The 22,235-nt window shown below is 66.9% G+C and carries 25 protein-coding genes and 3 tRNA genes; 6 read left to right on the top strand and 22 right to left on the bottom strand.

From position 1 onward, the window contains the following. Positions 1 to 57 precede the first annotated feature (57 nt). The 4 genes from ACIBQZ_RS39025 to ACIBQZ_RS39010 all read left to right on the top strand — a co-directional run bounded on the left by ACIBQZ_RS39025 (position 58) and on the right by ACIBQZ_RS39010 (position 1,208). Positions 58 to 756, top strand: a complete 699-nt coding sequence (locus ACIBQZ_RS39025) for a B12-binding domain-containing protein (RefSeq protein ID WP_396093985.1) — start codon at positions 58 to 60, stop codon at positions 754 to 756. A gap of 140 nt (positions 757 to 896) precedes the next feature. Beyond that, positions 897 to 969: transfer RNA gene (locus ACIBQZ_RS39020), tRNA-Glu, on the top strand. 56 nt (positions 970 to 1,025) lie between these two features. Then, positions 1,026 to 1,099 (top strand) — tRNA-Asp (locus tag ACIBQZ_RS39015). A 35-nt stretch (positions 1,100 to 1,134) separates the two neighbouring features. After that, positions 1,135 to 1,208 (top strand) — tRNA-Phe (locus ACIBQZ_RS39010). Between the two features lie 124 nt (positions 1,209 to 1,332). On the opposite strand, the gene ACIBQZ_RS39005 is transcribed toward ACIBQZ_RS39010, so the two are convergent. The 15 genes from ACIBQZ_RS39005 to ACIBQZ_RS38935 form a co-directional block, all read right to left on the bottom strand. Continuing rightward, positions 1,333 to 2,643: a tyrosine-type recombinase/integrase gene (locus ACIBQZ_RS39005; protein ID WP_396093972.1), complete on the bottom strand. Its 1,311-nt coding sequence runs from the start codon at positions 2,641 to 2,643 to the stop codon at positions 1,333 to 1,335. 77 nt (positions 2,644 to 2,720) lie between these two features. Next, the gene (locus ACIBQZ_RS39000) at positions 2,721 to 2,984 is read right to left on the bottom strand and encodes a helix-turn-helix domain-containing protein (protein ID WP_396093970.1); all 264 of its coding nucleotides are present in this window, start codon (positions 2,982 to 2,984) and stop codon (positions 2,721 to 2,723) included. Between the two features lie 324 nt (positions 2,985 to 3,308). Next, the gene (locus ACIBQZ_RS38995) at positions 3,309 to 4,553 is read right to left on the bottom strand and encodes a DUF3631 domain-containing protein (RefSeq protein WP_396093969.1); all 1,245 of its coding nucleotides are present in this window, start codon (positions 4,551 to 4,553) and stop codon (positions 3,309 to 3,311) included. Continuing rightward, positions 4,550 to 5,683: a bifunctional DNA primase/polymerase gene (locus ACIBQZ_RS38990; RefSeq protein ID WP_396093968.1), complete on the bottom strand. Its 1,134-nt coding sequence runs from the start codon at positions 5,681 to 5,683 to the stop codon at positions 4,550 to 4,552. The genes ACIBQZ_RS38995 and ACIBQZ_RS38990 overlap by 4 nt, the downstream gene beginning before the upstream one ends. A 158-nt stretch (positions 5,684 to 5,841) precedes the next feature. Next, a complete protein-coding gene (locus tag ACIBQZ_RS38985; RefSeq protein WP_396093967.1) occupies positions 5,842 to 6,525 on the bottom strand; it encodes a hypothetical protein in 684 nt (227 codons plus the stop codon). Next, positions 6,522 to 6,860 (bottom strand): hypothetical protein, encoded by a 339-nt coding sequence (locus ACIBQZ_RS38980; RefSeq protein ID WP_396093966.1) that lies wholly within the window; start codon positions 6,858 to 6,860, stop codon positions 6,522 to 6,524. The genes ACIBQZ_RS38985 and ACIBQZ_RS38980 overlap by 4 nt, the downstream gene beginning before the upstream one ends. A 218-nt stretch (positions 6,861 to 7,078) precedes the next feature. Beyond that, positions 7,079 to 9,079, bottom strand: coding sequence for a hypothetical protein (locus ACIBQZ_RS38975; RefSeq protein WP_396093965.1), 2,001 nt, complete (start codon positions 9,077 to 9,079; stop codon positions 7,079 to 7,081). Beyond that, positions 9,079 to 9,456: a hypothetical protein gene (locus ACIBQZ_RS38970; protein ID WP_396093964.1), complete on the bottom strand. Its 378-nt coding sequence runs from the start codon at positions 9,454 to 9,456 to the stop codon at positions 9,079 to 9,081. The genes ACIBQZ_RS38975 and ACIBQZ_RS38970 overlap by 1 nt, the downstream gene beginning before the upstream one ends. Before the next feature lie 25 nt (positions 9,457 to 9,481). Further along, the gene (locus ACIBQZ_RS38965; RefSeq protein ID WP_396093963.1) at positions 9,482 to 10,030 is read right to left on the bottom strand and encodes a hypothetical protein; all 549 of its coding nucleotides are present in this window, start codon (positions 10,028 to 10,030) and stop codon (positions 9,482 to 9,484) included. Between the two features lie 129 nt (positions 10,031 to 10,159). After that, positions 10,160 to 10,687: a hypothetical protein gene (locus ACIBQZ_RS38960; RefSeq protein WP_396093962.1), complete on the bottom strand. Its 528-nt coding sequence runs from the start codon at positions 10,685 to 10,687 to the stop codon at positions 10,160 to 10,162. A gap of 100 nt (positions 10,688 to 10,787) precedes the next feature. Then, positions 10,788 to 10,931: a hypothetical protein gene (locus ACIBQZ_RS38955; protein ID WP_396093961.1), complete on the bottom strand. Its 144-nt coding sequence runs from the start codon at positions 10,929 to 10,931 to the stop codon at positions 10,788 to 10,790. Beyond that, positions 10,931 to 11,080: a hypothetical protein gene (locus tag ACIBQZ_RS38950; RefSeq protein ID WP_396093960.1), complete on the bottom strand. Its 150-nt coding sequence runs from the start codon at positions 11,078 to 11,080 to the stop codon at positions 10,931 to 10,933. The genes ACIBQZ_RS38955 and ACIBQZ_RS38950 overlap by 1 nt, the downstream gene beginning before the upstream one ends. Positions 11,081 to 11,171: 91 nt before the next feature. Further along, entirely contained in the window at positions 11,172 to 12,044 is an 873-nt protein-coding gene (locus ACIBQZ_RS38945) for an ABC transporter permease (RefSeq protein ID WP_396093959.1), read from the bottom strand. Then, positions 12,041 to 12,412 carry an RRQRL motif-containing zinc-binding protein gene (locus ACIBQZ_RS38940; protein ID WP_396093958.1) on the bottom strand — a complete coding sequence of 124 codons (372 nt, stop codon included), beginning with the start codon at positions 12,410 to 12,412 and terminating at the stop codon, positions 12,041 to 12,043. Before ACIBQZ_RS38940 ends, ACIBQZ_RS38945 begins: the two co-directional genes overlap by 4 nt. Continuing rightward, on the bottom strand, positions 12,412 to 12,660 hold the full coding sequence (locus ACIBQZ_RS38935; RefSeq protein WP_396093957.1) for a DUF6284 family protein: 249 nt from the start codon (positions 12,658 to 12,660) through the stop codon (positions 12,412 to 12,414). Before ACIBQZ_RS38935 ends, ACIBQZ_RS38940 begins: the two co-directional genes overlap by 1 nt. Before the next feature lie 699 nt (positions 12,661 to 13,359). Between ACIBQZ_RS38935 and ACIBQZ_RS38930 the strand changes: the two genes are divergently transcribed. Both ACIBQZ_RS38930 and ACIBQZ_RS38925 read left to right on the top strand, forming a co-directional pair. After that, entirely contained in the window at positions 13,360 to 14,238 is an 879-nt protein-coding gene (locus tag ACIBQZ_RS38930) for a winged helix-turn-helix domain-containing protein (protein ID WP_396093956.1), read from the top strand. Positions 14,239 to 14,282: 44 nt separating this feature from the next. Beyond that, positions 14,283 to 14,921: an HAD family hydrolase gene (locus ACIBQZ_RS38925; RefSeq protein WP_396093984.1), complete on the top strand. Its 639-nt coding sequence runs from the start codon at positions 14,283 to 14,285 to the stop codon at positions 14,919 to 14,921. 217 nt (positions 14,922 to 15,138) lie between these two features. Here the strand turns inward: ACIBQZ_RS38925 and ACIBQZ_RS38920 are convergent, their stop codons facing one another. The 7 genes from ACIBQZ_RS38920 to ACIBQZ_RS38890 form a co-directional block, all read right to left on the bottom strand. After that, positions 15,139 to 15,642 carry a hypothetical protein gene (locus ACIBQZ_RS38920; protein ID WP_396093954.1) on the bottom strand — a complete coding sequence of 168 codons (504 nt, stop codon included), beginning with the start codon at positions 15,640 to 15,642 and terminating at the stop codon, positions 15,139 to 15,141. 16 nt (positions 15,643 to 15,658) lie between these two features. Continuing rightward, a complete protein-coding gene (locus ACIBQZ_RS38915) occupies positions 15,659 to 16,630 on the bottom strand; it encodes a hypothetical protein (protein WP_396093953.1) in 972 nt (323 codons plus the stop codon). A gap of 543 nt (positions 16,631 to 17,173) precedes the next feature. Further along, positions 17,174 to 18,067, bottom strand: coding sequence for a DNA-processing protein DprA (locus ACIBQZ_RS38910; RefSeq protein ID WP_396093952.1), 894 nt, complete (start codon positions 18,065 to 18,067; stop codon positions 17,174 to 17,176). Position 18,068: 1 nt separating this feature from the next. Then, the gene (locus ACIBQZ_RS38905) at positions 18,069 to 18,944 is read right to left on the bottom strand and encodes a hypothetical protein (protein ID WP_396093951.1); all 876 of its coding nucleotides are present in this window, start codon (positions 18,942 to 18,944) and stop codon (positions 18,069 to 18,071) included. Positions 18,945 to 19,478: 534 nt separating this feature from the next. Next, positions 19,479 to 20,942 carry a tyrosine-type recombinase/integrase gene (locus ACIBQZ_RS38900; protein WP_396093950.1) on the bottom strand — a complete coding sequence of 488 codons (1,464 nt, stop codon included), beginning with the start codon at positions 20,940 to 20,942 and terminating at the stop codon, positions 19,479 to 19,481. Further along, entirely contained in the window at positions 20,942 to 21,481 is a 540-nt protein-coding gene (locus ACIBQZ_RS38895) for a hypothetical protein (RefSeq protein ID WP_396093949.1), read from the bottom strand. Before ACIBQZ_RS38895 ends, ACIBQZ_RS38900 begins: the two co-directional genes overlap by 1 nt. A 155-nt stretch (positions 21,482 to 21,636) precedes the next feature. Continuing rightward, positions 21,637 to 22,083, bottom strand: a complete 447-nt coding sequence (locus tag ACIBQZ_RS38890; RefSeq protein ID WP_396093948.1) for a helix-turn-helix domain-containing protein — start codon at positions 22,081 to 22,083, stop codon at positions 21,637 to 21,639. Positions 22,084 to 22,235: the final 152 nt, after the last annotated feature.

Raw genomic sequence — 22,235 nt, 5'->3', positions numbered from 1 at the left:
GCCCCGCCCGCGGACTCCGACCCGTTCTCCCGGTTGGGCGATCGGCCGGCAATCGACATGGTCTGGCCCGAGCAGAACGGGCGGATCTTTGTTGCTCGCGACGGTGGTGGGCACGCCATCCGTACCGGTCGGGCCGGGCCTGCCGCTCGCGGGCTGGCTCGCGCCGCCATGCGTCTTGATGCACCTGCCTTGCGCGACATTCTCGAGATGAGCGTCACCGATCGGGGCGTCATCTCGGCCTGGGAAGAAGTGATCATGCCGGTGCTGATCGGCGTCGGCGAGCGGTACGCGGCCACCAAGCGCTTCATCGAGGTCGAGCACATCCTTTCCCGGGGGGTCACCGAGGTGCTGGGTTCCGTGGCGCGCCCGCCGAGCAGTCAGATCCCCCGGGTCCTGCTGGCGGCGGCCGACGAGGAACAGCACACGTTGCCCCTGGAGGCGCTCGCCGCGGCGCTTGCCCAGGCGGGGGTGTCGAGCAGGCTGCTGGGCGCTCGGGTGCCCGCACAGGCCCTCGCCGACGCCATAGCCCGGACCGGACCGGCCGTCCTGGTGGTGTGGTCGCAGCTTCCGGGCACCGCCGACCCCGCGCAGTGGTCGTATGTGCTGTCGGGCCGGCACCGGCCGCTGCTCGTCGCGGCCGCCGGGCCGGGCTGGCAGCGGGACAGCCTCCCCGAGGAAGTCACTCTGCTCGGCAGCCTCGCGGAGGCGGTCCAGTTGGTGTCGGCCGTGGCCGTGCCCGTGGACCGGCCGCGTTGATGCAGGTCAGCGACGTGTACGCGGCGCGGGGGATACCGGTTTGGATGACGGGCGGTGGATCACGTATGCTTTCCAAGCCTCAAGCGGGGCCGGTTGGGGCCCACGCCGCCGGAGTTGAAATATGCAATGATGGCGGGGTTGCCCTCATCGTCTAGTGGCCCAGGACGCCGCCCTTTCAAGGCGGTAGCACGGGTTCGAATCCCGTTGGGGGTACGGACCGACCTCGGTCGGAGCAAGTGGTAAGAAGTACGCAGCAAGTGCACGAGCAAGGTCCTGTGGAGCAGTTGGAGTGCTCGCCGCCCTGTCAAGGCGGAGGTCGCGGGTTCAAGTCCCGTCAGGACCGCAACAGCCGAGTCCGCGCGCATCACGGCGCGGCAGGGCCAGGTAGCTCAGTTGGTACGAGCGTCCGACTGAAAATCGGAAGGTCGGCGGTTCGACCCCGCCCCTGGCCACTCAAGCCTCTCGCCGGGCTTTGAGCATCGCCCACCAGCGGAAACGCCGGTGGGCGTTTTGCTTTCCGAGCCAAGATTCCCCGGCCGGAAAGCCTTCCGACCGGGGGTGTTGCTCACGGATTGCTCACATCCGCGTTCGGCGAGGGCGGTGCCGCGTCAGAAGCTCTCCGGCTTTTTCGACCTGGGCGGAAGTGGTCGTCCGCATCAGGTGGGCGTAGACGCGCCGTGTGATCTCCGGTGACGAATGCCCGAGGATCATCTGCACGATCTCGATCGGCACTCCGCCGGCCAGCATGAGCGAGCAGGCGCCGTGCCGCGTGTCGTGCAGCGGGCACGGTGGTAGGCCGCATGCTGCGACGTGCTGCACGAACTCGACCGTCACTCGGTCCGGCCGGAGTGGGATTCCGTCCGGTCGGCAGAACACAAGATCGTGATCCTGGTAGTCAATGCCGAGGAACTCGCGCTCCTCTTGCTGGGTTGCCCGGTGTCGGGCGAGCGCTTCCTGAGCAGGCACAGCGAGCGGCACCCACCGGCGACCCTTTCGCGACTTGGGTGCCTTGAATAGGCGGCCCACGTGGATCGCGCCGCAGACCGGGCATTTGGCCTGCTCAGGCTCCACCTGTGCGCGTGTGACGGACACGATGGTCTGGCGGACACGTAGACCGGCGCCGTTCGCGTCGATGTCTGACCAGCGCAGCCCACACAGCTCAGCCCGGCGCAGGCCGGCATAGGCGGCGAGTTCGTAGAGCGCTGACAAGCGATCCTCGAACACATGCTCCAGGAACCGTGCGGTTTCCTCAGGCTGCCACACCTCGGACTCGTCGTCCTCGTCCATGGCGCCCATCACGGGGATCGAGTCCATCCGCCCGACCGCCGGATTCAGCGATATCAGCCCGCCGCGTTGTGCAGCCGAGAGTGCGGCGCGGATGGTGCGCCGGTAGCCGTCAATGGTGGCTGGCGTTCGTTGCTCGATCCGGCGGCCAACGTTGCCGCCGGGTCGCTCACCTTCGATCGGCAGTGCCAGGTCGGCGAGCACCCCTTCGATGTGGCTCCGTCGCAGATCGCGCAGCAGCTTGTGGCCGAGCTCCGGTTTCCACGCGTCGCGGATATGCCCTCGATAGTTCTTGATCGTGTTAGGCGACCTCTTGGCCGCGATCAGTCCCGCAATCCACTGATCGAGCCACTTGCCGAGCGTCATACGACGGTCGTCGGTCCATGTGCCGGCGTTCACCTTCGACAACTCCGCGGTCAGCGCCTCCTCTGCCTCGGTCTTGGTCTTGTAGCCGCCTCGGGTGGTCTGGTGTCGCTTGCCGGTCGTGGAGTTGGTGCCAGCGTCCACCGTGTACGACCAGGAGCCGTGCGGCTTTCGACAGTTCTTGATCTTCTTGCCGTTGCCGTCGCGGCACTGGCAGCGCTTGAAAACGGAGCCTCGCAAGCGGGCGTCCCCTCTCGTATCGACGGGCGTGGGCCACCGACAGCACCTGCCGGTGGCCCACGATTGGCGAAGGTTGGTCAGGCGGCGAGATGCCCCGCGGCCGCGTCGTCGTCCTGGGCATCGAGCCAGGCATGGAAGCGGTGCACAGGTACGATCCAGCGCCCCCGGATGCGCTTGGCGGGGATCTCGCCTGCCCGGATCGCCTGGTAGGTGCCGCCTAGGCTGAGGCGGAGCATGCTGGCGACTTCCTTGACCGTGTAGGTGGCTGCGGACCTTGCGGGCTGGTGTGTGTCGGCGGGCGCCTCGGTGTCGGTTTTAGTGAGCGCGGTGGCGTTGAACATCAGGCCTTGCCTCCCAGTGCGAGCGGTGCGGTTGGGCAGCGCAGAACGGCCTCTGGCGCCCGTTCTGCGCGTGAGGATGGGTCCTGGAGGCGCGGAGACGCGCCGCCCTGACGGGCCACAGGACGGCCCGCTGAGGGCGCGGTGGCGCCAAGATCCGATCAGGGCTTGGGTGATGCCATGCGTCGATCTGGCAGAGGCGATTTGAGCGGGCCGCATCCACGGGTGCTCTCGCTGGGGCGGCTCATTCTCGGGGGTAAGCCGTCCCAGCCGTCCCAGCCGTCCCAATGCAGTTCAGGGGCGGGACGGCTTTTCGGGTGGGACGGCTTAAGCCGTCCCAGTGGCCTCGGCGTCTGGCGGCGGGGGCATCTCGTCGAGGGTGGGTTGGGACGGCTCAAGCCGTACCGCCTTCAAATGCCGTCCCGGGGTTGAGCTGGGCTGGGACGGCTGGGACGGCTGGGACGGCTCCCCTGCGCGGCCTTGATCGACCGTGTCGGCGGGTGGGCAGTAGCGGGTCCATGCGTCGGTGAAGTCGGCGCGCTGGTAGCCCTTGGCCTGCCCGGTCGGCTGGGGAAAGCGGATGTTGCCTGAGGTGATCTCGTACTCCTTGAGCAGGACGCCGAGCTTCATCGCGGTCAGCCCGGTCCCGCCGTATTCAGCCCACCGGCTTTCGGGGTCGGCTTTGAGCCGGTCGAGCAGTACCGAGGTCGGGATCGCTTCGAGGTCGCCGAACGCGGTGCGGCAGTCGATCAGCACACGGAGTCGGTCGGAGAACTCAGTGTCACCCTCGCGGGCCGCGGTCAGAGCTTGCGCGGCGTGCCGGCCACGCTCGGGCCAGTACCCGCCGGCGAGATCCGCGACCGCGATCAACGGCTCCCAGGTGTCCGCGGCTCGGTCTTCGAGGGGCATGACCGGTTCGGCCTTTTCAAGGTCGAGCAGGTTGCCGCGCAGCCATTCGGTGAGGTCGTTGGCGAGTTGCCGCAGCGCGGGTCCGTCGCGGCGCTGCCGGTACGGCGACACCTTCTCGTTCGGTGCGCGGCGGCGCATCTTCACCACCACGGCCCTGTCCTCGATTGTGTCGGGCATGGCACCGATGCCGGCGAGCGCGGCCATAGCGAAGGTGCCGATCCGTTCGAGTTGCTGCTTCTGGTGATTCCACCGGATCGTGGGCCGGTTGCGCTGGTGACCGGCATTGAGCAGCCCGCGCAGATCCTCGTTCGCGTCTCCGGCTTTCGGCCCGAAGATCGTGTCTGCCTCATCCAGCAAGACTGTTGGCGGATGGTCGCCTTCACCGATCGAGCGGTAGACCGCGGCGGTGGAGGCGTTGACGGTCATCAGCGGGTTGCAGCAGGTGCCTTCGACCACGTCGAGCAGGCGAGATTTGCCGCAGCGCTTCTCCGGCGCTCGGATGACCAACCGTGGGGCGTGAGCCCAGGCGAGTTGGCCGTGGGTGGCGGCGATCCACAACACCACCGCATCGACCGCTTCCGGGCTGGGCAGCACGACGTACTTGGTGATGATGGCGTGGAGGCGGTCGAGGATGGCCGCGCCCTCGGGTGGTGTGTCGGTCATGCGGCGATCCCCTCGATGGCAACGGATTCCGCGCGGAACCCGCCGATGATGGCTGCGTGTATGTCGCGGTGGATCTGTTGGGCGCGGACGCCGGCGTCGTAGAGCGCGTGGTAGGCGTCGTTCGGGGTGAGGGCGCCCGCGGCGACCATGCGGGCGGTGCCGCGGGCGGTGCCGTAGAGGGTGTTGCGTCGGCGGCCCTCGGGCGCCTGGGCGACCGCATCGAGGTGCGCTTGCAGCAGAGCGGCCGGGGATGAGATGCCCCGCCCGCTCGTCGTCGGGGTCGGCCCTGTGCCGGGTATCACGGCCAGCGGCGCCGCCTCGGCCGGGCGGCACGCGGCGAGCAGCGGCGGGGGCATCTCAACCATCGCCCGGTCCCCCACCCACCGGTACGAGCGTCCGGTGTCAGGGTGCACCGACGGTGGGGCGACCACGTAGCCGCCGTCGGCTTTGACGTCGATGCCGGCGTGGCCGTGCAGTTCGGCGGCGAGGGTGCCGCCGGGGTGGCGGTAGTACAGGTGCCAGCCGTTGTCACCGCTGCGGGCGCATCGGGTGGGTGGCATCAGTTCGGGCAGTATCCGGCCGCCGTTGCGGGGGTCGATGTCGATCACGACCAGCCCGGAGCCGCGCCCGGTGCGGATGGCGAGCAGCCCGCGCGGGATCGCGGCCACCATGGCAGCGATGCGGTCGGGGTCGGTGGTGGCGGCGTAGAAGCCGTGGCAGGTCAGGCAGTCGCAGGCCTGCGGGTCATGAGCCGGGCTGTTGGCGGCTTTGGGGCAGGCGGGGCAGTTGGCGACGGGGCGTTTGGTGCGGCCGAGGACGAAGACCGGCAGGCCCTCGGCGGCCAGGGCGAGCGCGGCGGCCAACATGGTGCCGGTATCGGGCATGCGCACAGGTCCTCTCAAGAGGTGAGGCGGCGGAACGCCGTCCGCTATGGCTTGAAGGCGCCCGGAGGGCGCATGTCGGGCGGTCAGCGCCGGGACCTCAGCGGGGTAGAGGCGGGTCAGCGGTGCGCGCCGTGCGAGGCGCCGGAGCACCTCGGCGTCGCTGGTGGCGGCCATGGGGCAGGCGAACAGGGTGTGAGTGCGCACCATGGCGAGGCCGTGCGCGGTGTCCAGGGCGGTGCCGGTCATCTGGCAGCGCCAGCACTGCCACTGGTTCACTGGCACGGCCGGGCCGGGCTCGCAGCCGGGGTGCCGGTTGTAGCCACCGACCGCGGCTGCGGGATGCAGCGGGGTGCCGCAGCCGGCCGCGCAGCGGCTCGTGGTGGTGGGTGCGGCGGAGCCGCTCATCATGCGGCCTGTGGGGTGTTCTGACTGCGGTTGAGGGTGGCGAGGTAGTGCAGGGCTTGCGCGCCGATGTGCTGGGCGTAGGCGGGCGGGATGGATTCGCGTAGCCCGTCGCGGTTCATCCAGGCCAAGCCGAGGTCGCGGCGCACGTAGGGCACGTTGGAGAAGTTGCCGACCGCGTGGTACCAGTTGCCGTCGCGTAGCGGTCGGCCCATCTTGACCACGGGGCCGTCGCGGTAGTCGTGCTGCGGTGCCGTCAGCGGCATGTTGGACTCGAACAGGCGGTGGCGGTAGGTGTGCAGGCCGAACATGGCCCCGCACAGCTCGATCGGATTCTGAAGGGGGGCGCCGGGGACGTTCTCGATCACATACGGGAGGCCGGAGGCGATGAACAGCCTGCGCATCGGGGCGATCAGGTCTGGGTGATCGTTCTTGCGGATCTTCCAGGCCTTGGTGTGCAGCTGGCACGGCGGTGACCCGGCCAGGACGTCGTAGGTGAGGATTTCGCGGGTGCGGATCAGCTCGCGCAGGTAGTCGATCGCGTCGGCCTGGATGAACCGGTACGGGTACCGCGGCTGAGGATTGATGTCGACGCCGGTGACGTCGAACCCGGCGGCGGTGTAGCCGGCCGAGGCGCCGCCCTGGCAGCAGCACAGGTCCAGCAGCCGCGGCCGCACGGGGCTCACCGCAGCCACCACACCGCGGCACCGGCCAGACCGGCCATGCCCAGCACGATCGCGGCGAGGGCGGTGCGGGGTAGCCCGGCGCGGATTTCCCACCGGTAGCGGCGATACAGCCACACGGCGACACCGAGCAGGACCGCCACGGTGGCGAGTCCGGCGAGCCGGGGCAGCCACCACCCCGCCGAGCGGATCGCGAACCAGACCGAGACGCCCAGCGCGGCCAGGATCACCACGAACGGCAGAACCCGCCGGATGATCTCGAAGGCGAGGAACCAGACCCAGAGCCGGCGGCCGGTTTCGAAGGCGGCACCCCGTCTGACGGATCGATAAAAGGACATAGTGGACCCTTACTGTGTGTAGAGCTTCACGGACTTCACGGATTTCACGGTTTCGCGCGCGGGCGCGCGCACGCGCACGCGTAAATCCGGGTTTCGAGCGGGTGCGTGAAGTGCGTGAAGTGCGTGAAACGCACCCGCGAATGTGACACTGCGTAGAACATGAGGGCGCCCGCGGGGCGCGCACCCACGGCCGGGTGGGCGCCCCGCGCGGCAGCGGGCTAGGCGGCAGTGCCCGCGTATGCGGGCTCCGGCTGATCCGTGACGATCTCGTAGACGCCCCTGTCGTCGGAGCGGCGCAGCAGCGGCTCCGGCCCGGTGCAGAACTCTTTGAGGATCTTGGAGATGGTCGGGGGCTTGAGTCCTTCCTCGCCGACGATGCCGACGATCGGGGCGAAGTTGTACGGCCGCACGGTGCGCACGCCGTTGGACTGCGCGGTCAGGATGGCCTTGCGGAACATTGCCCGGACCTCGCCGGGGCTGTACTCCCGGCCGTTCTCCGATGGGAGGTCGAGGGAGATCCGGCGTCGTTGCGGGACCTCGATCGGCTGGTACGGGTCTTCATCGGGTGGGCAGTCCGGGTCGATCGGCGGCGGCACCAACTCGGGGTCGTTGTCGGCGTCCGGGTCATCGTCGTCGTCGACCGGCTGCGGAGCTGCCGCCGCGGGCTGGACGGTGGCCAGTGCGCCCGGGGTGGTGACGGGCTGGCCGGTGGTGGTCAGGTAGGCGAGCAGCTCCCCGATGACCGCGTCGCGGTCGGGGCGGTAGGTGCGGCCGGGCAGGGACCAGTCGTCGGGGTCGGTACCAGGCAGCTCGGCATACAGGGCGCCGGGCTTGCGGTTCTTCCACCCGGGATCCGCGCCGGCCTCGATGGTCTCCTCGGACAGGACGCGGGCGCCCTCGCCGATGTCGCGGACGCCCATGCAGATCACCCCGCCGATGGTGGAGCGCACCGAGGTCGGCAGCCGGTCACCGGTGGCGCGCTGGATGCCGAGCAGCAGGAAGATCCCGACCGAGCGGATCGACTCGGCCAGCTCCACCAGGGTGTCCTCGGCCTCGATGAACTTGGACGCCTCATCGACGATGACGACGCGGAACTTCGGGCACCGCTGGCAGCCGGCGGTCCACTGTTCGTGGCCGTGCCCGCCGATCTGCCCGGCCCGCTTGGCGACCTCGGTGACCAGGCCGTCCAGGTAGCGCTCGCCCTCGGCTGGGTCGTGGATGAACACGTGCAGGGCGTTGCGGAACTCCGCGGGCAGCTGGAGGCCTTTGCGGCCGTCGATGTAGACGACTTCGGCGTCGGTGCGGGAGCGGGCCTCGGCGGCGAGGGTGAGCTGCAGCTCGGTCTTGCCGGAGCCGGCTTGGCCGAGCAGGATCAGCACCCCGATCGCGTTCCTGCCCTCCCGGGAGTCGCCCGGCAGGACCAGGGGGACGACGGAGCCGGTCTGGTAGACCGCCACCCGGATCGGGTCCCCGATCGAGCCGCCGGGGGCGGACAGGCCGGGCCAGGCGGGCGGGTGTTCGAGCATGTCCACCGGGGACACCTCCATCCGCCCGGTCCGTGGGGTGTTCCGGTCGCGGATCATCCGCACCCCACCGACCGGCACGTCTAGCGCTGAGGCGATCGCGGTGCGGACTTCGGGTTTGGCGAGGGCGCCGAAGTCGGAGCCGGGTTCCATCTCGGTGTGGGTGACGATCCGGCCGTCGATCTGCTTGGGCCGGCCGGTCTTGCCGATCTCCTGCAACTCGCGGACCTTCTCACCGAGCTCCCCGAACACCGTCGCCCGGGCGTCAGTGCCGTCCCCGCGGAGCAGCTTGGTCACCGCGAGCAGGACGCACGTGGCGGCCATCACGAGCAGGTAGACCATCACCGCGTCGAACGACCACCCGCGGAACGTCAGCACGAACAGCCCGGCGCACGAGCAGGCGGACATCAGCATCGACGCCACCCGCAGCTCCAGTTTCCGGGCGCGGCCGACACCCCAGGTGCCCCAGACGATGACCGCGGAGCAGGCCAGGATCAGCCCGGAGCGCCAGGCGACCTCCCACACGGTCGGCTGGGCGTAGGCGCCCCAGATCCGCGACAGGATCCCGGACAGGATCAGGTTGCCGATCGCCGCGCCCGGCGGCACAAGATACGGCAGCGGGTTGCCCTTGACCTCGTACGAGGCGCCGCGGGCCGCGTCTGCGTAGCCGCTGGTGCGGCGGGTCTGGCGGGCCATCAGGCGGCCCTCTGACCGTTGCGGTGGTCGCGGGAGGTGACGGTGAAATCGGAGGCGCCCTGGTGCTCTTCGTCGATGGCGACGATGAACGCCTCGAACCGGTTCTTGCACACCCGCGCATACGCGGCGACGGCCAGGAGTTCGTCGGCGGACTTGACCAGCGGACGGGCGACCTGCCGGCCCCAGAACTTCGCCCGCAGCCGGGACAGGCCGTTACGCCGGCCGTAGCGTTCGATCTTCATCCGGATCATCCCGGCCAGTTCATCGAGTTCGTCGTGTCCGGCGATGCCGACCTTGCGCAGCCCTTCGAGCAGCTGCAGCAGGTCCTCATCGGTTTTGATGTCCTGATTCGGGATCAGGCGAGGGCGGTCAGCCATCAGGGATTGTCTCCGTTCTCGCAGGTCAGCGGGTGCAGTAGGTGAGACCGAGGCGGGTCAGCCGGACATGGATGAACCCGGCCCGCACGATCGGCCCGGCCGGCGGTTCGGCCCACAAGACGCCGTCGTAGCGGCGGATCCGCACGTCGTCCAGGACGACCGGCCGGGTGCCGTAGGCCGCGGCGGTGATGAGTCCCCGGGTTTGCAGGCCGCGCAGGAACTCGACGTCGATGTCGGCGTCCAGCAGCCGCTCCAGCGTTTCCGCGTGCGTCGGGCCGAGCACCATCAACGTGATCCACAACGGGTCGTTGAACCGGCGGGACAGGCCACGCCCGGACAGCGTCAGGAACACCCGGTGCGGGTCGGCCTTGGCCAGCCGTCGCAACTCCCGGACCCGGCCGCCGAGCTTGGCGACGACGAAACCGCGGTCGGCCAGCTCGGCCAAGGCGTCGAAGTCGACGTCCTGCTGCTGCATGATCTGATGCACCGACAGCCGGCCGGCACGGTGGTTGTAGGGGATGGCCCCGAACGCACGCCACTGCTCCGCACGGAGCAGGCTGCGCTGACGCCTCATGAAACTCAACACGGGCTTTCTCCCGTCGAACGTGTTGCGGCATAAGGGATGCATGGCGCCGGAACGCGGCTTGCCGACCCCGTTCCGGCGCCGTGCGGAGGCCACGCAGCGGCGCGGCCAGGGAGAGCGTCAGCGTTCGCAGAAGAGCTGACCGGTCCGGGTGGTCCGGACGATCACGGCGTTGGTCCACAGCTCCGCACCGCCGGGCAGGACCACCTTGGCGCTCCCGGCCCACCGCTGACGTGCGCTGGCGAGGTCGACGGTGTCGTGCTCGGTCAGCGCGTGGATCAGGCCCTCGCGGGCCAGCCCGGTCACGTCGTCGAACAGGATCATGCCGAGCACGTAGGTAAGGCTCAGGCCGTGCCGGGCCTTTCCGAGGGAGCGCAGCACCCGGTGCGGGTCGTGCCAGTAGTAGCTCTCGCCAGCCTTGGACAGGTGCAGAAACATCTGCCGCCGGTAGGTCTTGATCAGCCCCGGCGTGAGATCGATCTGCTCACCGCGGAGCTTGGCGACGATCAGGCCACGCTCGGCCAGACCGGTCACCGCCTCGGCGCTGACGTCCTGCGACTTGAGCATGTCGTGCAGCCGTACCCGTTCGCCGCACAGCGAGATCAGGCGGCCCAGGACACGCCACTGCTCGGGTTCGAGGGTCTTCATCAGCAGGTGCTCTCCGATCGGGTGTCTTACGGACAGGTACGCGGGGTGAGGCCGGCCGCGGCGTCGTCGCGGCGACCGGCGATACGGGCGCGGATCGGGGTCAGGAAGCCTTGCGCCGCAGGCGTTCGGCGGCCTCGCGGTGCAACACGAGTCGCTGGTCCTCTCGCGAGGCGAGGCGATGCGCCAATGACACCGGCGGCGGTGTGGTGGGCGGCGGCGTAGCCGCGGTGGTGGTGGTGGCCATCAGCGGACCTGCTCGGCGGCGTGTGCGGCTTCCTGAGCAGTGCGGCGCGCGTCGGCCAGGCGCTGGGCCTCGGCCTGCGTCGCGAGGCGCTGCTGACGGTTGCGGTCGATGACCTCGGCACGCTGGGTGTCGAGCTGACGTTGCGACATACTGTCCGTCACTCCTTGGGTCTTGCGGTTCGAGGGGGTGACCGGCGGCACGGCGCTTGCTTGGCGGTAGGAGCCGTGCCGCCGGGCGAATTCAGGAACGGCCGCTGTGCATCAGGTGCGCGAGCGCGGCACCCATGCCGAGCACCGCGACCGGGATGCACGACACGACAGCGGTGATCAGCCACGGTGCCGTGGACCAGCCGGCGGCGGCCATCAGGTGATAGGCGATCTGCCCCAGCGCGCCGACGGCCAGGGAGGCGATCGCGGACCACTTCGCGAACCGGCGGGCCTGCTGCGGTGCGCGGCCGGACAGCCACGCCCACAACGCGTACGCGGCGTACGTCTCGACCCCGATCGGCAACGTGATCGCGGTATCCAGTACGACCTGATCGGCGATACCGGGCAGCAGGGCGACCTTGCCGAACCCGGTGAGCCTGCCCATCTCAACCCACCCGGCCCAGATCGCGACGAAGGCCGGCAGGCACAGGATCAGCACCGGCCACACCACCGGCCGCCGCGTCTTGACCGCGGCCGGTACGGGCTCCGTGGGTACCGGGGCGGGTACGGGCTCCGCGGATACCGGGGCGGGCGCGGCGGCCGGGTCCGGGTCTGCGACGGGAGGGAGCTGCGGCGACGCTGCGAGCGGCTCCACGGTCGGTGGTACCTCAGCGGTCGGTGGCGCCGTCGTGGTCCTGGCGTCCGGAACTGGGTCTACCGGCGGGTCTGCCGGCAGGGGCATTGCGTCCGGCCCGTCCACGACTGGTTCCGGCGCGGGCTCGATCACGGGCGGCGCGGTGAGCGCGGCGAGCACGGCACGGGCTTTCGGTGCGCCCACCTTGAGCGCCTTTCGGAGCCGGTTCTGCGACGGGATCTCACCCAGCTCGGCGGCGAGGTCGCGGGCCTGCGGGATCAGGTCGTCGATGCCCGGCGGGTAGGCGCTGGGCGCGAGGGTCGGTGCGGTCATGCGGCAGCCTCCAGGGATGCGCAGGTCAAGCACTCGCCGAGCGAGCGCGGGATGTAGTAGGGCCGCACCTGGTGGCAGGACTTGCAGGTCCGCCGGGCCACCAACGCCGCGGCGACAGCGCGCAACTGCGCGGCCGTGGCGGTGCGCTTCGGCCGGGCCAGATCGAGCCGGTAGAGGTACGCGGCACGAGTGCCACCGACGCCCTGCCAAAGAATCTGCGCGGCGACCGGCTGGCCGGCGGGACGCAGGCCGCGGTCACGAAGCTGCCGGCGGGTGGCGTAGCCCGATGGAGCACCGCGCCACCAGAAAGTAGGGATGCCGTACCGGGCGCCGTCCGGATCATGGAAGGCGGCACGGACGCGGCTCATCAGGCGGCGAGCCGCGAAGCCGGGTCGGTGCGGGCGGCGACGTAGGCGAGGGTCTCGCGGATGACGCGGGTCTCAGCACGACGCAGCCGCTGCCAGTCCAGAGGATTCCGGCCGCCGCGGTCGTTAGCGGTCAACAGTGTGATCTCGGCATCCAGCCAGGACAGCTCCGCGTCGATCAGGGCTTGCTCGGTCTCGATCGCGGCCAGTTCGGCGGCTGTCGGTTCGTCGGGCCGGGAGCGGTTCGGCATGGGTCTATGGGTCCTTCCAGTCTTCATGCGGCCCGCTCCAGCCGGCGGCGCGCCGGACGGGTTGCGGGCGCGGATTTGCAGGGCTGGCAGTGGGTCTCGTCGGGCGCTAGCGGCGCCAGGTCGGTGCAGCCGACACAGCTGCGCCACACGGCGCGCTGCCGGGCAGTGATGCGGACAATCGAAGCGAGAGAAGCCATGGCGATCACGCCTCCTGGCTCGATAGGAAGTGCAAGAGAGGCATCCCGCGGCGGCGCGCCCGATCCCGGGCGCGGCTCGCCGCGCGGACGGCGCTGGGCCGAGCAGCGACAGACGGTCGGATCTCGCTCGCCTCGCTCACCCGGGATCTACCGAGGTCGGCCGCCATGCGGCTCAATGCGAGGTACTACTGCTCACGACCAGTCGTGTCGCTGTGGTGCTGGCGCCGCCCGCATGCCGTTTCCCAACGGACCGGGTAGAACGCCTGACCGATCGCTGTACAGCCGGTCAACGCTGCCTCTGTGGAGTTCTCACGGAACAAGCGCACAGCGGTCGCGAGTCGTACGACGCAGCCGGAGCCGCCCCGCCGCTGCTCGGTCACGCGGCCTGCCGATAATCTGCCTTGCTTGCCTAGGCATCTTTTCGATAAGCCGACGCTAAGCCGCCCTGCCTAGGCAAGTCAAGGCCTGGGCGGAAGCTTTTCTAACTTGTCTAGGCAGGGGTATGGTCGGAAGCGTGACCTCGAACGCGGACTTTCTTGGTGGGCTGGATCCCGACGACCCACGCCAGGCCTCGCAGCAGATCGCGAACAAGCTGCGGGCGGCCATCCTGACCCAGAAGCTCGCGCCGGGTGACAGGCTGCCTTCTCAACCGGATCTGGCGAACCGGTACGGCGTTGCCAGAGAGACCATCAGGCGAGCACTTGAGATCCTGCGCAACGAGCGGCTGATCGTTACCCGGCAGGGCAGCGGCGCTTTCGTCCGTGCGCAGACACAACGCCCCGTCGAGCTGCGACCGCTGATCGAGGCCGCATTCGAGAACCCCCACGTCACGATCGATTTCGCCGGGTTTGCCGGCGAGACGCTGCGAGACGCTATCGCCGAAGCTCTAGACCGGGTCCGGGCTGGCCAGTTTGCACCTGAGACGATCGCTGTGCGCCTGCTGATCTCTGACATGTCGGTGCCGATGGCGCTGCCGGCCCTAGCAGCCACCGGAGGCGACGACGCTGCCGTACGAAAACGACAAGAACGGATCACACGGCGCTCGACGGATGGAATCATCGATCAGGTAGAGGAGCTGGGAGATCTCGGCCTAGTGAAGTCGGCAACGGTGGAAGCAAGGGTGCACAGCATCGCTCCGACCTTCAAGCTCTACCTGCTGAACGGCCGGGAGGCGTTCTTTGGCTACTACTCAGTGGTCAAGCGCGAGGTAGCCGTCAGCGGCAAACCCGTCGAGATCTTCGACCCAATGGGCAAGGACGTGACCTTGTTCCACTACGCAGCGGATGACGACGAAGGATCACACGGCACACAGTTCGTCGAGTCCTCCAAGGTCTGGTTCGATGCCGTTTGGAACAGCGTTGCCCGCGAGTACCGCCCGTGAACAGGGCAGATCTCGCACGGCTCATTAGCGCCGGCCCGCTCCTGATGGATTTTGACGGTCCCGTCTGCTCCGTCTTCGCCGGGTACCCGGCGCCCCGCGTTGCGGCACAACTCGTCATGCTCCTTGCAGGGCTCAACATCGAGGTACCCACGGAAGTCCTGGACGAGCCAGATCCGATGCAGGTCCTGCGATGGTCAGGCGAACAGTGCTCGCCAAAAGTGGTCGCCGCTGTTGAGGATGCGCTCTGCGAGGCGGAGCTACGCGCCGTAGCGGTCGCTGCGCCCACCCCGTTCGGACACGAGTTGATTGTCAACGCGCACGCGCGTGGCCTGCCAGTTGCAGTCGTCAGCAACAACTCAGCCCCGGCCATCGAGGCCTACCTCGCCGCTCACGGCCTCATGCGTCTGGTTGCGCCGATCGTGGGTAGGGCGTACGCGGACCCGGCGAGGATGAAGCCGCACCCCGGACCAGTCTTGGACGCCGTACGGTCCCTCGACGCCCCGCATGCGAACTGCACCTTGGTTGGCGACTCGCTGACGGACATCGAGGCCGCCCGGGCGGCCGGTGTGCGCGTTGTCGGCTACGCCAATCGATCATGGAAGGTTGACGCCTTCTCTACCGCTGACGCTGTGGTCACCTCGATGGGGGACCTCGCCGAGATCTTGGCGCTAGAGGCGACGTAGCCGGATCCAGCAGTAACGGCGCGCCCTGGCTCGCCAACGGCAACCAAGGTGGACCCGCAGAAGGCGCAACTATCCTGGGCGTTCGCGCGGACGCGTGGAGGACATTCTCGCCCAGCTGGACAGCTCCGGTGGTACCGCATCGAGCATGCGTTGCAGCATCTCGCGGGCATCGGCTTCGTCGTTGCGCACCAGCGACAACTCGGAAATACGGCACTCTTCAGACGGTTCCTCGGTTGCGTTCTAGTACGGCCAACGCTAGCCCAGCTCCACTTACGATAAACCCCAGTAGGCTCGCAGCAGCTCCGCCCACAATAAGAAGATTGACCAACGGGTTGCCGATCTTCCTTGTATCCGTTGCAATCCCAAGCGTTGCCACCACAAGGATCAATAACAGAAATATGGCAGTAACAAGCAGCGAGGTCACAAGCCGGCCACGCGCTTCGGCGACACGCCTTTCTACTGACTGAGCCGTTGCCGACTTCAAGGCGCGGGGGCCGAACGCCGCCAAGATTGTTACTGCCGCGATAACGAAGCCGAGCAAGGCACTAGTGGTTCCGGTCAGCGATGCATATACAGGTTGTCGGAGGCTGGGAGTCAGCGAGGAGAGCAGGAACGGCTTGGACGCTACCTTGAGCCAGATAAGAAGGACGACCTCCACCAGCAAGAAGGTCGCGGGCGGCACCACCCATAGGTTCCGGTCTACCCACTGCACGACTCGCAAGCCATCCTCCTAACCGTCACCCGTGCATCATTTGTGCCTGAATCGCCGAAGCGAACGCTCCCTGCACTTCAAACTCGCGGAATGCCATTTCTATTTCTTTGAATGCTTCCATAACGGCCGGAAGCTCGGCCGCTTTAGCGTCCTCGGGAATGTCGACTGCTTTTTGAAGTCGCTCGTTAAGGAGACTAATTCTCTCGATCTTGTTCGTCTGAGTATCTCGTCCGCGAACAATCAGTCGGTCAACATAGTCACTTGCGTGTTCAGCAATATTGAAGATCGTCTCCTCAGTCTCCTCATCGAGGTAACGATCCTTTGGGCCATACTTGCCGACGCCCAATTGAATGTTAATAGAGGGGGCCTTCGGACCCCAAATGGCCGGCACTAGGGTACCGAAGACGCCTCGGTCTTTGTCGAGATATTCCGGCTTAGTCATAGCGATGTGTACGGAACGCAGCCGGCCGCGCATCCTCATCATTCGCTCGTACATGTCCGGCCTGAAGAGTGGCTCGAAGGACACTGCCCCGGCGACGCGGTGCCGCAAGAAGTGAGAGAGGCGACCAAGTCTCGGCGAATCTCTCGCCAGGTCTTGCGCGGCGATACCGTTCGGCCAAATCGCTACGTTGGTCACGTCGGCAGGATATTGATCGTCGAGCAATTGGAGTGAAGACAAGCCATTCCCGAGCTCCCACTGCGCAGGACGATTGCCCGGGTTGCGCAGTGCCATAAGGCGGATGTGGCTGGCGTTTGTCCCGCTGCCGACCTTCACGACCTCAAGAGCCGTTGTGGTGTCGTCGCCCTCAAGCACACCAGAGTAGTCGTCCAAAGCGATCATGTCAGCAACTTTTTGGGCAGATTCGTGTGGCACAAACGGCGCGCGACCGTTTACCGACATCCACCGATAGAAAACGATCTTCCGAGCAACCATCCATACAGGATAGGCCAGCATCGTCATGCCGCCGCGCATGAACATCACGCGAAAGAGTGTCACGTCTGCGACTCCTCCGCGATCAGCGATCGGCGACGGCATGGGGTTCACACTAGAACATCCGTACGACAGTTTCGGTGGATCGGCTGTTGCATCCCCGCTCGCGGGACCCCACTACGCAGGGGGAGTTGTGATCTTGTTGCTTCGTCTCAGTTTGTGCTTCGTTCGCGTACGTTCGGCCATGGCCGATTGGTCCCGTTTCCGGCGTGAGGTGCCCGGCCCGTCGGGCGATGCTCAGCAAACCCCACAGAGGGGCTTGGGGCACGGCTTGGGGCACGCGGGCCAACCGAGGCCACAAGCCGCCCCGGTGTACCGACGTGCACCGACGGCTTGACCTGCACTGTTGACCGAAGTAGCAGGTCAGTACTGATTCAAGATCCTCTTTCGGGACGAAGAGGGCGTGGTTTCAGTTTCTGGTCTCGTTCGCGCACGATCGCGAGCGACCGGCGGAGTCCTCTTGCCCAGCTCAAGCATGATGCCGGCCTTGCGCTGACTGATGATCACAGACCTCGAAAGCGTACGACCACCGTTGTCACGCCAGACAAGCTATGACTTACCCAGCAAGTCGAGCTGCTCGCTAGCTGAAGGTCTGTTGCGAGGCGGGGGAAGGTCGCGAATAACGTCCCGCAATTTGCGACGATTCGGTACTGGGATTCCGCCCTTGTCGAGCAGGATTCGATTACCCGCAGGCGTTGATCCGTCAAAATCTAGAACCAAGACCGAGCGCCCATTAGCGAGAGCACCTTGCCCCGCCGCAAGTGTGCCGCCACGCTCTCCCGCCTCGATCACGACTAACGCAGATCCAAGGCCGTAAATAACCTTGTTCCTCGTCATGGCGGCTCCTGCCGTCCAAGGCTGCCGCGGTGCGAACTGCGACACTACTAGAACATCCTCTTTGCGGAATAGGTTCCTAGGGAAGTCACGTTTAATCCTGAATCCGTCTATACCTTCAGGAAGTACAATGACGGTCTTGCCCCCGCTATTTAGCGCGGCCAAATGAGTCTCCGTATCCACTCCCTTTGCGTACCCAGACACAACGGCGACCCCTAAGGCCGCCGCCTCTTCACCGCACAAGCCGGCAGCCTTGAGCCCTACCTCGGTAGCATTCCGCGAACCGCACATGCCAATGCTGGGAGCGGCGAAGAGGTCAGCGTTTCCCCAGCAGAAAAAGATAGGACTTGAAGAGGCTAGGGAACCTAGTTGTTTCGGGTATCGTTCGTCCCCGTACATAACGGCATAGATGCCCTTACCCGATAGTTCCTCGGCCTTGGCAATAACGGCGTCACGGTCCGATTTCTGAAGAGCCAAGAACCTTTTTTTCAGCCCGTCCCGGCCTTCACCTCGAAGAACGGCCAAGATACGTGCTGGCGTCCGCGGATCAACAAACGCAGAAACTGCTAGAGTCAGCGATTCGTCTGGAAGTGACCGCGGACTGTTCATCTCAATTCCTCATCGCTCGTGCGCCGACAAAAGCGAGAACCATTTGTGCGCCCGCATGGCGGGCCGCATATGCAGTTGCGCGAATAGACCCGCCGCTTTGATAAACATCATCTACGATGATGGCTGTGCCTTTAATCCTTGACGGCATCACCATCGTACCCATGAGATACGACGAACCCGACTGCTTGGCAGATGTTCTAGCACCAAGCGTACTTCCCGTCCGGATGAGCGGAATTTGTCGAAATCCCGCCACTACGGCGGCAACCTGTTCGCCAAAGCTGTTGCCGTCACCCTTGTGGCCCGGAACCGAAACGACGCAACTGCCAGCAGCATACAGCGGGTGGCGACTAATTAACTCGGCAAGCGCCCCGCCGAGCTCGGTTGCCGCGCTTGGATCACCGCGATACTTGCCGCGGTTCACCATATTGCCGGCCGCCGTATTCCGCCATTGATACGGATCAACGCCGTCCTCGGGAATCTTGTACCACTCCCCAGCAATGGCGAAATCGACATATGGTGTCTGGGTTAGCGTCAGCCAAGATTGCAGAAATCGAATCAGACCCATGAATCCCGGAGGCATGGGCGAAATGAACTGGAGGCGATGGGTCCAGTCCTGCCGTCGACTGGACGGCAGCTCCACCTGACGAACCGAGCGAGGGAAGGACATCACGATCTGCCTAACAGCTTCCTCTGGACCACACAAGTCGATCCAAGTCGGCACATCGCCCACCTCCCCCCCGAACTCGTACACCTTCAAGGTGTTGGCCCGACTATCCCGCGCAAATGGCGGAAGCTGGAACATCATCGGTGTAGCTCCAAGTTGATCGACAGCGAAATTACGTGAAGCTACTTCAATATCACGTGGAGTCGCCGTCATCTAGCTAACGAAAAGGGGCGTTTCCGGACACCGGGTGATGTCTGGCAACAACCATCATCGAACATAGGTACGACACTTTTCGCTACGCTGGTCTGGAGGCTACGCCGACCGTGGCAGCATCACAGCTCAGCCGCCACTCTCCCGGCGGAGATGACATGGCGAGGCCAGGGCCTCGGTACCGCCGATCACTCTGGTCTACCTCGGCCGGCAGCTCACGAGTTGCTCACACAGGCGACGATGCTCAACGCCATCAGACGACAGGCAATGAAGACCCGAGTCCATGCTGAGCTCGGCGTTTGTGTGCACTCTGCACCGGTCGGCTCCAACCGATAGCAACACTCGCGGACTGAAAATCGGAAGGTCGGCGGTTCGACCCCGCCCCTGGCCACTCAAGCCTCTCGCCGGGCTTTGAGCATCGCCCACCTGCGGAAACGCACGGTGGGCGTTTTGCTGTCCAGCGGAAATAGCAAAGGCCCCCGGGTGACCGGGGGCCTTTGTGGTTGCACTACAGGGTTGCGGTAGGCGTCAGAGTGACTATGAAAGCACCTTCCGTGACGGCTCTTTTGGCCCCCCGAGGAGCGCCGTCAGCTGTCCGTCGAGTAGCGACGCCGCGATCTTCTCGACAGCCTGACGCTTCACCTCTCGGGCGACATCGACGTACCCCCGCGTCGTCGAGATGTTCGCGTGCCCCAAGATCGCCTGCACCACGCTGATGTCCACCCCCGCCGCGATCATGTACGTCGCCGCGTCGTGCCGGGCCGCGTGCAGCCGCGAGTCCTTGACCCCCGCCCGATCGAGCAGCCTCTCCCACGCCTCGTGGTCGCGCTTCGGGTCGATCGGCCGCAGGGTGTCGGTCATGAACACCAGACCCTGCGGATCCCAATCGAGGCCGCGGCTGCCGAGCCACTGGATCTGCTGCTCCCTGGCCCGCAGCAGCACCTCCGGCAGCGGCGCCGGCAACGGGATCTCCCGCTCCCCCGACTCCGACTTCACGTCCTGCTCGACCAGGCCGCCACCTGCGCGCTGCGGACACCAGCGGGCATGGTCGGTGCAGCCCGCCCGGTGCGGTGCCGGGCAGGCCCGCTGGTGCCGGGAGCAGCCGGCCACCTGCCGGCGGTCGGGGCAGCGCCACCCCATCGTCTTGCCGCAGGCACCGCCGGCGCAGCCGTGCTCGTACCGGGGCGGGCAGGGCGTCCGCCGGCACAGCGGTTTGTCGTGGGTGTCGCGCAGCTCCTCGACGCACGCCGCCGGGTCGGCGCAGCCGTGCTTCCAGGTGTGCCGCTGGATCTGCTTCTCCACGGCAAGGTAGGGCGGGTCGGCAGCCAGGTGCAGTCGATGCCAGCGCAGACCGAGCGCCTCGCCCTGGCGCAGGCCGAGGAGAATGCCGAGCAGCCACCGGGCCGGCCGCTGGTCGGTCATCGCGGCGTTGAGGATCGCCTGCGCGGCGTCCAGTTCATGAGCGGCGATCCGTTTCCTGCGCCACTGCGGCGGGTCGATCATTTCGCAGACGTTCCGCGATGCCCGGCCACGCCGGACGGCCGCCTTGAACGCGCGCTTCAGGACCCGGTGACACTGGGCGACGTAGGCCTCGGACACCGAGGCCTTCATCTTGGTGTACATGGCCTCGACGTACTCGGGCTCCAGCCGGTTGCGGGTGCCGTCCAGCCGCCACTGCCCGATGGCGGGGATGACGTGCACGGTGATGAGGCTGCGGTAGCCGGCGTGGGTCTTGTAGGCACGGTTCGGCTCGATGATGTGCTCAAGCCAGTGCAGGAGCCATTGCTCGACCGTCTCGGGCTTGCCGGCGACGACCTGGCCGCGGGCGATCCGGTCCCGGAGACTTTCCGCAGCTACCTTGACCTCGCCAGCGGTGGACCGCTTGATGTGCTTTCGGTCCGGCGACCCGTTCGCCTTGGTGCCGGCATGGACCCAGGTGTGCCAGAGGCCGTCGGCGCCCTGGTAGATCGACGACGACCCGTTCGGTGCACGGCGGCCCATCAGCGGATGTGGGATCGGGCCGGCCGGTGCCGCGGCAACGGGATCACCTTGTCGGCGGGCTGGCCGCGCAGGATCCGGCTGGTGCTCGTACCGTCGACCACGGACGGCCCGCCAGCAACGTCGGTTACTGCGTCGGCGTAGGAGTTGAAGTACTCCTGGGTGGTGCGGACACCGACCTGGTCCATGCGCTGGCCGAGCTGTATCACTGTCTCGTTGAGCTGATGTCTGATGGCGGCGTGGCCGTTGACGACCAGCTGGCGGAGTTCCTCGTGCTGGCGGCGGTCCCGGGCGTCGAACTCAGCGCGGAACCAAGCGAGGTGGGACCTGACGCGAAGCTCCACGCCGGCGAGTACCGCGCATACAGATAGCGATGCGGTTAGGGCGACAATGACGCGGAACAGGCTCTCGGACAGGTTGTCGTGCAGGGTCAGGGGCGCGATCCAGACGATGGCGGCCAGGCCACCGAGTAGCGACGCCACGGTGTTACGGCGGGACATGTGCTCGGGTCCAGTGTGCTGCTGTTCCAGGGTATGAAGCATCGGTACGGAATCTCCTCAGCGCGGGATTGAAGGAGGTCGTATGTGCTTCGGCCGTCTGGACCCCGGCCGAAACTCCTAGCTATCCGTGAACGGCCGATAACTAGGCGTCAGATCGTACACACGTTTGATCTTTTCGCAACGTGCGTAAGCGATCTCTAGGATGCGTCGCGACGCTTCGGGGCGTCAGTAGGCGCATCGGCCGTTTCTGCTGCCCGAGCGGCCAAACCGCGAATCGTCTCTCTAATGAGGAACTTCTCTTGTGGAGGGACGTTCGGGTCCGCGAGCCGGCGCGCGAGGATCAGCAGATCGTCGTCGGGGCCGAGCGGGATCGCCTCGGTGGGCCGGTCATCGCGTCCTGGCCACAGCAGGTCGAACGCCACGCCGGGCTTGATTCCCAGGGCGTCACAGAAGGCCTCGACGTTTACGCCCTGGGGGAACTGCTTCGACTTGCCGGAGCGCCACGTGTAGATCGTGTTTGCGCTGATCCCGGCGGCTTCGGCGACGTCCTCGACGCTCCACTGCCGCTGTGTCTTGGCATGGTCGAGCGCCCGCCTGACGAAGGCGGTGAACGAGGCGAGTCGCACGGCGGGGTCGGTAGCCACGGATGCACGGTATGTCCGCTGCGCAGGAATCCATCCCAGCGCGATGGGGAGTTCACGCGCACTGGGCGGATGCATGTTCGGGGGTGCCTCCGGGCGCTCGTGGATCTTTACGAGTGTCTGGGGGTGCATAGCCCCATTTTGGTCCCCTCCGT

Origin of the sequence: Actinoplanes sp. NPDC049599 (assembly GCF_044465625.1) — a bacterium.
Classification (GTDB): Bacteria; Actinomycetota; Actinomycetes; order Mycobacteriales; family Micromonosporaceae; genus Actinoplanes.
The sequence above is the reverse complement of the archived record's forward strand: the minus strand, read 5'-3'. Positions and strand labels throughout refer to the sequence as shown.

Coding starts and splice junctions, on each gene's coding strand:
- ACIBQZ_RS38995 (WP_396093969.1), bottom strand. CDS start 4,553: ATGACCGACACACCACCCGAGGGCGCGGCCATCCTCGACCGCCTCCAC.
- ACIBQZ_RS38990 (WP_396093968.1), bottom strand. CDS start 5,683: ATGACCGGCACCGCCCTGGACACCGCGCACGGCCTCGCCATGGTGCGC.
- ACIBQZ_RS39025 (WP_396093985.1), top strand. CDS start 58: ATGGTCTGGCCCGAGCAGAACGGGCGGATCTTTGTTGCTCGCGACGGT.
- ACIBQZ_RS38930 (WP_396093956.1), top strand. CDS start 13,360: ATGGTCGGAAGCGTGACCTCGAACGCGGACTTTCTTGGTGGGCTGGAT.
- ACIBQZ_RS38935 (WP_396093957.1), bottom strand. CDS start 12,660: ATGCCGAACCGCTCCCGGCCCGACGAACCGACAGCCGCCGAACTGGCC.
- ACIBQZ_RS38975 (WP_396093965.1), bottom strand. CDS start 9,079: ATGGCCCGCCAGACCCGCCGCACCAGCGGCTACGCAGACGCGGCCCGC.
- ACIBQZ_RS38960 (WP_396093962.1), bottom strand. CDS start 10,687: ATGAAGACCCTCGAACCCGAGCAGTGGCGTGTCCTGGGCCGCCTGATC.
- ACIBQZ_RS38965 (WP_396093963.1), bottom strand. CDS start 10,030: ATGAGGCGTCAGCGCAGCCTGCTCCGTGCGGAGCAGTGGCGTGCGTTC.
- ACIBQZ_RS38955 (WP_396093961.1), bottom strand. CDS start 10,931: ATGGCCACCACCACCACCGCGGCTACGCCGCCGCCCACCACACCGCCG.
- ACIBQZ_RS38905 (WP_396093951.1), bottom strand. CDS start 18,944: ATGACGGCGACTCCACGTGATATTGAAGTAGCTTCACGTAATTTCGCT.
- ACIBQZ_RS38910 (WP_396093952.1), bottom strand. CDS start 18,067: ATGAACAGTCCGCGGTCACTTCCAGACGAATCGCTGACTCTAGCAGTT.
- ACIBQZ_RS38925 (WP_396093984.1), top strand. CDS start 14,283: ATGGATTTTGACGGTCCCGTCTGCTCCGTCTTCGCCGGGTACCCGGCG.
- ACIBQZ_RS38945 (WP_396093959.1), bottom strand. CDS start 12,044: ATGACCGCACCGACCCTCGCGCCCAGCGCCTACCCGCCGGGCATCGAC.
- ACIBQZ_RS38970 (WP_396093964.1), bottom strand. CDS start 9,456: ATGGCTGACCGCCCTCGCCTGATCCCGAATCAGGACATCAAAACCGAT.
- ACIBQZ_RS38940 (WP_396093958.1), bottom strand. CDS start 12,412: ATGAGCCGCGTCCGTGCCGCCTTCCATGATCCGGACGGCGCCCGGTAC.
- ACIBQZ_RS38980 (WP_396093966.1), bottom strand. CDS start 6,860: ATGTCCTTTTATCGATCCGTCAGACGGGGTGCCGCCTTCGAAACCGGC.
- ACIBQZ_RS38900 (WP_396093950.1), bottom strand. CDS start 20,942: ATGGGCCGCCGTGCACCGAACGGGTCGTCGTCGATCTACCAGGGCGCC.
- ACIBQZ_RS38950 (WP_396093960.1), bottom strand. CDS start 11,080: ATGTCGCAACGTCAGCTCGACACCCAGCGTGCCGAGGTCATCGACCGC.
- ACIBQZ_RS39000 (WP_396093970.1), bottom strand. CDS start 2,984: ATGTTCAACGCCACCGCGCTCACTAAAACCGACACCGAGGCGCCCGCC.
- ACIBQZ_RS38895 (WP_396093949.1), bottom strand. CDS start 21,481: ATGCTTCATACCCTGGAACAGCAGCACACTGGACCCGAGCACATGTCC.